This window comes from Nocardia asiatica NBRC 100129 (assembly GCF_000308415.1).
Taxonomy (GTDB): domain Bacteria; phylum Actinomycetota; class Actinomycetes; order Mycobacteriales; family Mycobacteriaceae; genus Nocardia; species Nocardia asiatica.
This window is the reverse complement of record NZ_BAFS01000013.1, coordinates 1-10,153: the sequence shown is the minus strand read 5'-3', so window position 1 is coordinate 10,153 and position 10,153 is coordinate 1. Positions and strand designations below refer to the sequence as shown.

Below are 10,153 nucleotides of genomic sequence, written 5' to 3'. Positions count from 1 at the left end.
CACGATCGCCTTGAACGCACCGGCGGGCAAGACCAGCAGCAGCACCGCACCCGTGATGCCGCCGAGCAGCGAGGCCGTGCCCAAGCGCGTCAGCCGGTCGCGCTGGCCCGCGAGTTCGCGGCGGTACCCGTGCACGCCGCTGATCGAGCCGGGGACCAGACCGATGGTGTTGGACACATTCGCCGTCACCGGCGGCAGGCCGAACGCCAAGAGAACGGGAAAGGTGATCAGGGTGCCCGAGCCGACGATAGTGTTGATGCCGCCCGCCGCGATGCCGGCACCGAAGACGGCCAGTTGCTCCAGCCAGGTCATAGCCAATCCTTCGACGTCCGGTCGGACCCCGGGCCCGTACCAGCGTTTGTCCACTGCCGGACCGAACGGTAGCGGTGTCGTCGGATCACCCGACGACGGGACCTCCCTTTCCGGCGGTATGCCGGCACGGTAAACTCTCGGACATCATGCAGCGGGCACTTCTTCTCGACCGCCGCGACGGGGTCTGATCGGACCGGCTCCCGTCGCGGGGTTTTGCCGCGCCGGTCGACCCAGCCCATTGGGAAAAACGACATCCTCGGGAGAAACCGCCCATGTCCCCTGCTGACGCGTTCGTATCCACCACCCGCACGATCACGGCACCGAGCAAACCGGCTCCAGCCGACCAGCCCGCGTGGAACCGACAGAAGAACTCCTCGATGCCGACCTTCCGCTATCGGCCGTTCGCCGAGGAGGTCGAGCCGATCACGCTGCCCGACCGCACCTGGCCGGACCGGGTCATCGACCGGGCGCCGGGTTGGTGCGCGGTCGACCTGCGCGACGGCAACCAGGCGTTGATCGACCCGATGAGCCCGGCCCGCAAGCGGCGCATGTTCGACCTGCTGGTGCGGATGGGCTACAAGGAGATCGAGGTCGGCTTCCCCTCGGCCAGCCAGACCGATTTCGACTTCGTGCGCGAGATCATCGAGGACGGCGCGATCCCCGACGACGTGTCCATCCAGGTGCTCACCCAGTGCCGTCCGGAGCTGATCGAACGCACCTTCGAAGCCTGCGCGGGCGCGCAGAACGTGATCGTGCACTTCTACAACTCCACCTCCATCCTGCAGCGGAAAGTGGTGTTCCGCGCCGATCGCGACGCGGTGAAGAAGATCGCCACCGACGCCGCCGCGCTGTGCCTGGAGATCGAGAAGCGCTACCCGGACACCAACTGGCGTTACGAGTACAGCCCGGAGTCCTACACCGGCACCGAGCTGGAATACGCCAAGGAGGTCTGCGACGCCGTCTCGGCGATCATCGCGCCTACGCCGGAGAAGCCGCTGATCATCAACCTGCCCGCCACCGTGGAGATGGCCACCCCCAACGTGTACGCCGACTCGATCGAGTGGATGAGCCGCAACCTGGCCCGCCGCGAGTCGATCGTGCTCTCGCTGCATCCGCACAACGACCGCGGCACCGCGGTGGCCGCCGCCGAGCTGGGCTATCAGGCCGGCGCCGACCGGATCGAGGGCTGCCTGTTCGGCAACGGCGAGCGCACCGGCAACGTCTGCCTGGTCACCCTGGGGATGAACATGTTCTCCCGCGGCGTCGACCCACAGATCAACTTCGCCGACATCGACGAGATCCGCCGCACCGTCGAGTACTGCAACCAGCTGCCGGTGCACGAGCGGCACCCGTACGGCGGCGACCTGGTCTACACCGCGTTCTCCGGCAGCCACCAGGACGCGATCAACAAGGGCCTGGACGCGATGAAGGCCGCGGCCGACGCCGCCGGGGCTGATGTCGACGACATCGTCTGGGAGGTGCCCTACCTGCCGATCGACCCGAAGGACGTCGGCCGCACCTACGAGGCGGTCATCCGGGTCAACTCGCAGTCCGGCAAGGGCGGCGTCGCCTACATCATGAAGACCGACCACGGATTGGCGCTGCCGCGGCGGCTGCAGATCGAGTTCTCCCAGGCGATCCAGAAGATCACCGACGGCGAGGGCGGCGAGGTGACGCCCAAGGAGATGTGGGACGTCTTCCACGAGGAGTACCTGAGCCCGATCCGCCCGCTGGAGCGGATGCGCCAGAAGGTCACCGCCTCGGAGACCGACGGCGGCGAGGACTCGATTGTCGCCGTGGTGAAAGTCGACGGCGTCGAGCAGGAGATCACGGGCAAGGGCAACGGACCACTGGCCGCGTTCATCGACGCGATCGCCGCGGTCGGCTTCGACGTCGAGGTGCTGGACTACTCCGAGCACGCCATGTCCGCGGGCGATGACGCGCAGGCCGCGGCCTATGTGGAGTGCGCGATCGGCGACCGGGTGGTCTGGGGCGTCGGCATCGCCACCTCGATCACGACCGCGTCGCTGCGCGCGGTGGTGTCGGCGGTGAACCGGGCGCACTGACAGCGCATTCGACAGCCCCTCCGGACGGGCGCCGCGAGGTGACACCGCGCGGCGCCCGATCCTGCTGGCGCAGACCGCTTGTCAGGGGCCCTACCGCTCCCCACCTCCGGCACGCACCGCGCCACGGCGTAGCGAACCCCGTGCTAGCGTTGGATTCGCACTCCAAGCGCCGAGCTCTCTGCTCGAATTCCCGAGCAGATGGGGGAACCGTGACAGCAAACGACCACAATCCGACCTCTCCGCCCTGGCTGCTGAGTCATTCCGTGGATACGGCCGAAGTCAGCGACGCGGAGTCATCGGGCGCCGATCCGTCGGCCGAACCGGCGGGCGGCGCGGAAGCGCAGGAAGCCGACGTGGCGGACGGGCCTGCCCAGCCGGACGCGCAGCCCGAACAGCCGGAGCCGCAAGGCTCGACAGAACAGACCACGGCCTATCCGCAGGCTGCCGTACCAGCGCAGTCCTGGGCTCCCCCGCAGGCCGCGCCTGCCGAGCCGTACGGTTCCTACGCCCCGCCGAGCGCGGGCGCGTATCCGCCGCCTTCGCCCTTTCCGGGGGAACAGTTCCCTACCGGCGCATTTCAGCCGCCGTCGAGTCACAGCGGTAACCACCCCATAGCCACGCCGCCGGACGGGCCGCAGCCCGGTTACGGCGAGTATCGCCAGGAGATCGGCGGCGACGGCTTGGTGCGGCGAGTGCCCGTGGAGTCCGGGCCGCCCGAACACGCTGCGCCGCAATCCGATCAGCCCAGCGGCCCGATCTACAGTTGGGCGCCGCCGCCCCCGCCGGTGACGCATCAGCCGCCGCCCGCCTATCAGCCGCCGCCCCCGCCCCCGATGGGGCAACCGCAAGGGCAGGGTTGGCCGGGCGCGCCGAATCCGCATCAGCCCGCCCAGCCGTTCCAGCCGCAGCATCTGCCGCAGCCCGGCCAGCCGGGACATTCGGTGAACGACCTGAACCTGCTCCGGCGGGCCCGCCGGGCGCCGCGCAGCGGTTGGCGCCGTGCAGTGCACAAGGCCTCGGGCGGCATGATCAACCCGGGCGAGTCGGCGGCCGACATCGTCTACCAGGACCTCGTCGACCGGGTGAACCAACCGGTGCGCGGGGACTACCGGATCGCGATCCTCTCGCTGAAGGGCGGCGTCGGGAAGACCACCACCACGGTCGGTCTCGGCTCCACCTTCGCCTCGCAGCGCGGCGACCGGGTCATCGCGATCGACGCCAACCCCGACCTGGGCACGCTCGCGCACCGGGTGCCGCGCCAGACCCGCTCCACCGTGCGCAATCTGCTCGAGGATCAGCACATCACCAGGTACTCCGACGTGCGGGCGCATACATCGCAGGCGCCGAGCCGCTTGGAAGTGCTTGCCAGTGAACAGGATCCGGCGGTCTCCGAGGCGTTCAGCGAAGCGGACTACCGCAAGGCGATCGGCATCCTGCAGTCGTTCTACAACATCATCCTGACCGACTGCGGCACCGGTCTGATGCACTCCGCGATGGCGGGCGTGCTGGACATGGCGAGTTCGCTGGTGCTGGTCACCTCGCCCGCCATCGACGGGGCGCGCAGTGCGTCGGCCACGCTGGACTGGCTGGATCACCACGGCTACGGCAAGCTGGTGGAGCGAACGGTCGTGGTGGTGAACGCTTCCCGGCGCGGCGCGTCCACCGTCGATCTCGACCAGCTGCGCAAACTGTTCCTCGACCGCACCCGCGCGGTGCAGGTGGTCCCGTTCGACGACCACCTGGCCGAGGGCGCGGAGATCGATCTGGAGCTGGTGAGCAAGCCGACGCGGCGGGCGCTGCTGGAGCTGGCGGCGATGGTCGCCGACGACTTCGGCTACGTCAGCGCACAGGCCCAACACCCCTACCGCCAGCACCAGCCGCCGCAGGGATACTGATTCGCCGGCAGCGCCGACTCGACATCGCCGCTCGGGGTCATCCTCGTGCGGCGGTGCATTTCCGCTCACCGTCCCGCCTCGGCGGTCGCCGTCGCGGCGGCCGATTCGAAGGCGGTGAGCACGGCCGCGACCGCCGGGCGGGCCTCGGCGCGCGGACGGGTGGCCAGCTCGTACATCCGGGCGGCACGCACGCCGGACAGCCGTAGCACCGCGAGAGCGGGGTGTCCCACGGCGTAGCGCGGCATCAGCGCGACGCCGTAACCGGTGGCGACCAGCGTCTCGATGACGCGGAAATCGTTCAGGCGCTGCGCTATTCGCGGTTGCACTCCGGTGACGGTGGCGATCGAGCGCAGCACGTCGTCGACCGGGAAACCGCCGCGCACGCTCAACCAGGTCTCGTCGGCCAATTCCTCCGGCGCGACGGCCGTGCGGCCGGCGAGCCGATGGGTCGGCGCGGCCACGACGTCGATCGGCTCGCGCATGAGCACCCGGGTCGCGACGCGCGGGTCGGCGATCGGCGCCGCGCGTTCGTCGCGGTGGGTCAGCACCACGTCGTAGTCGGCGAGCAGGCGCGCCACCTCCGACGGCGGCACGTCCTCGTCTCGCGCGACGACCTCGACCCCGCTGTCCACCATGCCGGGCAGCACATGAGGCAGCAGCAGCGCACCGCCCGAGGGGAAAACCGCCACCCGGACCCGGCCGCGCGGTGAGCCGCGATAGTGCGCCATCTCGGCGACCGCGCGGTCCATGGCGGCGAGCACCTCGTCGGCGCGTACCACCAACGCGCGGCCCGCGTCGGTGAGCCGCACCCGTCTGCCGTCCGGTTCGAGCAGGGCCACCCCGGCTTCTCTGGCCAGCACCTTGAGCTGTTGCGAGACTGCGGAGGGCGTCATGGACAGCGCTGCGGCTACGGCGGCGACGGTGCCGCGATCAGCGAGTTCACGCAGGACACGGAGCCTTTCCAGGGCCATGGGCGGCCCCGGGGCGGCCGACCGGGAACTTGCATTCATTAAGTAATACTACAGTGTTGATCAACTATTATTCGATTGTCCTGATCTTTAGCGGACCGCACGATGAGAACGTGACCAACCGTGACCGCCTGCTCGGCTTGACCGTCGTCCTACTCTGGGGACTGAATTTCCTCGCCATCCGGGTGGGGCTCGACCATTTCCCGCCGTTCTTCTTCGCGGCGCTGCGCTTCGCGGTGCTCGCGGTCCCGGCTCTGCTGTTCATCCCGCGTCCGGCGGTGCGGATGCGCTGGATTCTGCTGTACGGCACCGGATTCGGCATACTCCAGTTCGCCTTCCTGTTCACCGCGATGCGAGTCGGCATGCCGACCGGGCTCGCCTCGCTGGTGCTGCAATCCTCCGCGCCGTTCACCGTGCTGCTCGGCACACTGCTGCTGGGCGAACGGATCCGCCCGGTGCAGGTCGGAGGCATCGCCGTCGCGGTGGCAGGCATGGCGGTGATCGGCTGGGACCGGTTGGAGCACGCCACGCTGCTGCCGGTGCTGCTGACTTCGGCGGGCGGGCTCGGCTGGGCCTTCGGCAACATCGGCGCGCGCCTTGCGGGGACCGAGTCACCCGGCGTCAACCCGCTGCACCTGATGCTGTGGACCACCGCCGTACCGCCGGTGCCGCTGTTCGCGCTGTCCATGTTCGCCGAAGGGCCGACCACGGGCGCTCGCGCCCTGGCCGAGTCGTTCACCGCCGAGGGCCTGCCCGCTCTGCTGGCGCTCGCCTATATCGCCGTCCTCGCCACCGTGGTCGGCACCGGGCTGTGGACCTACCTGCTGGGGCGCTATCCAGCAGGTCTGGTCGCGCCGTTCTCGCTGCTCGTCCCGGTCGTCGGAATCGCCGCCGCCTGGACCGCGCTCGGCGAGACACCGACCCCGTTGTCGCTGCTCGGCGGCGTGGTGGTGCTGGCGGGCGCGTTCGCCGCCACATCGAGCAGGCCGCGTGCGGCGACGGTGGACGTCCGCACCGGGACGCCGAGCGTTCCCACGCTGGCCGATTCCGGCCGCCCGGCGTGAACGGGCCGTCACGCCTCGATCCGGCGGCTGTGCGTGTGCCCGATCGCACATGAATCGCGGGGCGCGCCGACCGGTTTGCGGGGTCGGTGCGAGATGCTCGAATTGCCGCCTTACAGTAGTGCCCGGCGTTGGAAGTTGGTCCCGATTCTAGGCAGCAGAGCGGCGCATGGCAGAAAATCGATGGACCGTATCGCGAAGGGCACTGCTTCGTAATACGGTCGCGGCGGGGATGGCTACAGCGGGGGCGCTGACGGCAGGCGCGTTGCGACCGACGCCCGCAGCGGCGAATCCCGGGAAACGGGTCGCGGTGCTGGGCGGCGGCGTCGCCGGTCTCACCGCCGCGCACGAGCTGACGGAACGCGGCTTCCGGGTCACCGTCTACGAGAAGCGCGCATGGGGCGGCAAAGCCCGCAGCGTCGGCGTGCCCGGCACCGGAGCGGAAGGGCGGCCGGACCTGCCCGGCGAGCACGGCTTCCGCTTCTTCCCCGGCTTCTATCAGCACGTGCCCGACAGCATGCGGCGAATCCCGTTCCCGGGCAACGCCAACGGGGTCTGGGACAATCTGGTCGCGGTACCGGAGGCCCGCTTCGCCCGGCGTGGCGGCGACGACTTCCGCGTCCCGCTCGGCCCGCGCGCCCGCTCCGGCTTCACGGCCGATGGCTTCCGCGAAACGCTCGGCGCCGCGCTGTCGACTGCCCTGAAAATGCCCCCTGACGAGGGGATCTACTTCGCCGAACGGCTGCTGGTCTTCAACACCAGTTGCGACGCTCGCCGCCTCGGGCAGTGGGAACGCACCTCCTGGCACGACTTCGTCGGCGGCCACGCGCGCTCGCACGAGTTCCGCGCGCTGCTGTCGCGCACGCTGACCAGCATCATGGTCGCCGCCAAGGAGAACGTGGCGAGCGTGCGCACCATCGGCACGATGGGCGAGCAGTTCCTCGGCAATCCCTTCGAGATCGGCAACGACGGCGGCTTGGACCGAGTGCTGAACGGCCCGACCAACGCGGTGTGGATCGACCCGTGGATGCGGCGGATCCGCGAACTCGGAGCGGAGTTCGTGCTCGGCGCCGAGGTGCGCGAACTCGAGGTGCGCGACCGCAGGATCACCGCGGCCCGGGTCGCGGACGAGACCGGCGCATTGCGCACGATCGAGGCGGACTACTTCGTCGTCGCGCTGCCCGCCGAACGCGCGCGCACCCTGTGGTCGCCGCAAGTGCTCGCCGTGCAGCCCGAGTTGGCCGCGATGGACCACCTCGTCACCGACTGGATGAACGGCATCCAGTTCTATCTGCGCAGACCAGCGGAGATCTCGCGCGGCCACACCGCCTACATCGACGCCCCGTGGTCGCTCACCTCGATCAGTCAGAACCAGCTGTGGCGCCGCAAGCTGACCGAGTTCGGTGACGGCAGCGTGCAGGATTGCCTTTCGGTGGACATCTCCGACTGGAACACCCCCGGCATCCTGTTCGGCAAACCGGCCAAGGAGTGCACGCACGACGAGGTGGCCCGCGAGGCATGGGCGCAGATTCGGGCCCACCTGGACGATCGGGGCGAGGTGCTGCGCGACGCCGACCTGCACTCTTGGTTCCTGGACCCGGGCATCACCTGGCAGGAAGGGCAGCGGCGCAATGCGAACGCGGACCCGCTGCTGATCAACACGGCCGGGTCGTGGGAGTACCGTCCGCAGCCGCACGGCGCCCTCGAGAACCTGTTCCTGGCAGGCGATTACGTGCGCACCAACGTCGATCTGGCCACCATGGAGGGCGCCAACGAATCCGCGCGAGCCGCGGTGAACGCACTGCTGGATGTCTCCGGTTCCAACGCGGAACGCTGCCGGACCTACACCCTCTTCCGCGCCCCCGAACTGGAACCCCTACGCCGAATCGACGCCGACCGCTATGCGGCAGGACAGCCCAACATGTTCGACGTCTCCGTCTGAAGGTGATCGATCTCCATCCGAGGGAAAGGAATTCGATAACCCCCTCGTGCGGGCGGTGCTTGAATGAATCATGCGCGAGAGCACCGGCATGAACGAGATCACCGACCCGGCGGACCTACGAGAGTTGCTGGGCGCGGTTTTGCCGCGTGCCGCGACCAAAGATCGAGCCGCGCTGCACGCACGTGACCGGGAGTGGATCGCGACGTCTCCGTTCCTGGTGATGAGCACCAGCGACGCGGAGGGCAACTGCGACGCGTCTCCGAAAGGGGATCCGGCCGGATTCGTGCGGGTGCTCGACGACACCACCCTCGCCATCCCCGAGCGCCCCGGTAACCGGCGTGCCGACGGGTACCTCAATATTCTCGCCAACCCGCACGTCGGGCTGCTGTTCGTGATCCCGGGACGCCGCGAGACACTGCGGATCAACGGCCGCGCCCGGCTGGTGCGCGACGCGCCGTACTTCGACGACATGATCGTGCGCGGGCACCGCCCGATCCTGGCCGTCGAGGTCGACATCGACCAGATCTTCTTCCACTGCGCCAAGGCGTTCATGCGCAGCCACCTCTGGGAGCCGCAGCAGTGGCCCGAGGACCACCTGCCCAGCGCCGCCTGCCTGGTCAAAGAAGTGCAGACGAACGTCACCGAGACGGTGGAGGAGCTGGAGCGCTACTACTCCCCGCAGAACTACGCCGCCAAGCTCTACCAGGGCTGAGCCGCGTGGCCCACGCCACCCGACCGCGGCGCGCCCGGATCGCGGGGCGAACATAGACTCGCGACGTGGCAGACATATCGGTGCGTGGACGGCTCGCGCTGGCGGCGGCGGCCGCGGCGTCCTGGGCTTCGCAGAAGGCGGGTCGCGGCAAGGGGTCGATGATCGGCGGCCTGATCGCGTTGAAGATCGATCCGACGGTCATGGATCAGCTGGGGCGTCAGCGGCGCACCGTGCTGGTGACCGGCACGAACGGCAAGTCCACCACCACGCGGATGACCACCGCCGCGCTCAGCACACTGGGCGCGGTCGCGACCCAGGCCGACGGCGCGAACATGGACGCGGGCATCGTCGCCGCGCTCAACGCGCACCGGCGCGCGCCGCTGGCCGCGATCGAGGTGGACGAACTGCACCTGCCGCACGTCACCGATTCGCTGAACCCGTCGGCGGTGGTGCTGCTGAACCTCAGCCGCGACCAGCTCGACCGGGTGGGCGAGATCAACATGATCGAGCGCAAGCTGCGCGCCGGGTTGGCGAAGCACCCCGCCACCGTGGTGGTGGCCAACTGCGACGACGTGCTGGTCACCTCGATCGCCTACGACCACCCCAACGTGGTGTGGGTGTCCGCGGGCAGCGGCTGGGCGATGGACGCGACCAGCTGCCCGCGCAGCGGCGAGCCGATCATCTGGGAGGGGGCGCACTGGCGCAGTACCGGCGCGGACTTCCAGCGACCCGAACCGGATTGGTGGCTCGACGAAGACGATCTGGTCGGCCCGGACGGCGCGCGCTTCCCGTTGCGGCTCGCGCTGCCCGGCCGCGCCAATCGCGGCAATGCCGCGCAGGCGGTGGCGGCGGCCGTCGCGCTGGGCGCCGACGCGGAGCAGGCCGTCGCGGCCGCGGGCACGGTGCGCGAGATCGCGGGCCGCTACCGCACGGTGCAGGTCGGCGAGCACGACGCGCGCCTGCTGCTGGCGAAGAACCCCGCCGGGTGGCAGGAGGCGCTGTCGATGATCGAGCCGACCTCGGCGGGCCTGGTGATCGCGGTGAACGGCCAGGTGCCCGACGGCGAGGACCTGTCCTGGCTGTGGGACGTGCGGTTCGAGCACTTCGAAGGCGTGCAGGTGGTGGCGGCGGGCGAGCGGGCCACCGATCTCGCGGTGCGGCTGACCTACGCGGGCGTGGAGCACACCACGGTGCCCG

Annotated in this window: 8 protein-coding genes; 6 read left to right on the top strand and 2 right to left on the bottom strand. The window is 69.7% G+C overall.

Annotation, left to right across the window (positions count from 1 at the left end):
- Window positions 1-312 (bottom strand): sulfite exporter TauE/SafE family protein (locus ON27_RS01600; protein WP_043718248.1); only part of this gene is annotated, 312 nt, incomplete at its 3' end.
- A gap of 272 nt (window positions 313-584) precedes the next feature.
- Here ON27_RS01600 and leuA point away from each other — a divergent pair.
- Both leuA and ON27_RS01590 read left to right on the top strand, forming a co-directional pair.
- A complete protein-coding gene (gene leuA, locus ON27_RS01595) occupies window positions 585-2,378 on the top strand; it encodes a 2-isopropylmalate synthase (RefSeq protein WP_043718246.1) in 1,794 nt (597 codons plus the stop codon).
- A 263-nt stretch (window positions 2,379-2,641) separates the two neighbouring features.
- Window positions 2,642-4,273: a MinD/ParA family ATP-binding protein gene (locus ON27_RS01590; RefSeq protein ID WP_051046121.1), complete on the top strand. Its 1,632-nt coding sequence runs from the start codon at window positions 2,642-2,644 to the stop codon at window positions 4,271-4,273.
- Between the two features lie 65 nt (window positions 4,274-4,338).
- Here the strand turns inward: ON27_RS01590 and ON27_RS01585 are convergent, their stop codons facing one another.
- The gene (locus ON27_RS01585; RefSeq protein WP_043718244.1) at window positions 4,339-5,244 is read right to left on the bottom strand and encodes a LysR family transcriptional regulator; all 906 of its coding nucleotides are present in this window, start codon (window positions 5,242-5,244) and stop codon (window positions 4,339-4,341) included.
- Between the two features lie 110 nt (window positions 5,245-5,354).
- Between ON27_RS01585 and ON27_RS01580 the strand changes: the two genes are divergently transcribed.
- The 4 genes from ON27_RS01580 to ON27_RS01565 all read left to right on the top strand — a co-directional run.
- Complete coding sequence (locus tag ON27_RS01580; RefSeq protein ID WP_043718242.1) at window positions 5,355-6,305, top strand: EamA family transporter; 951 nt, start codon at window positions 5,355-5,357, stop codon at window positions 6,303-6,305.
- Window positions 6,306-6,534: 229 nt separating this feature from the next.
- Entirely contained in the window at window positions 6,535-8,244 is a 1,710-nt protein-coding gene (locus ON27_RS01575; RefSeq protein WP_245559744.1) for a hydroxysqualene dehydroxylase, read from the top strand.
- 70 nt (window positions 8,245-8,314) lie between these two features.
- Window positions 8,315-8,956, top strand: a complete 642-nt coding sequence (locus ON27_RS01570) for a pyridoxamine 5'-phosphate oxidase family protein (RefSeq protein WP_218002945.1) — start codon at window positions 8,315-8,317, stop codon at window positions 8,954-8,956.
- Between the two features lie 65 nt (window positions 8,957-9,021).
- Window positions 9,022-10,153: MurT ligase domain-containing protein (locus ON27_RS01565; RefSeq protein ID WP_043718236.1), on the top strand; the 1,132-nt coding region annotated here is incomplete at its 3' end.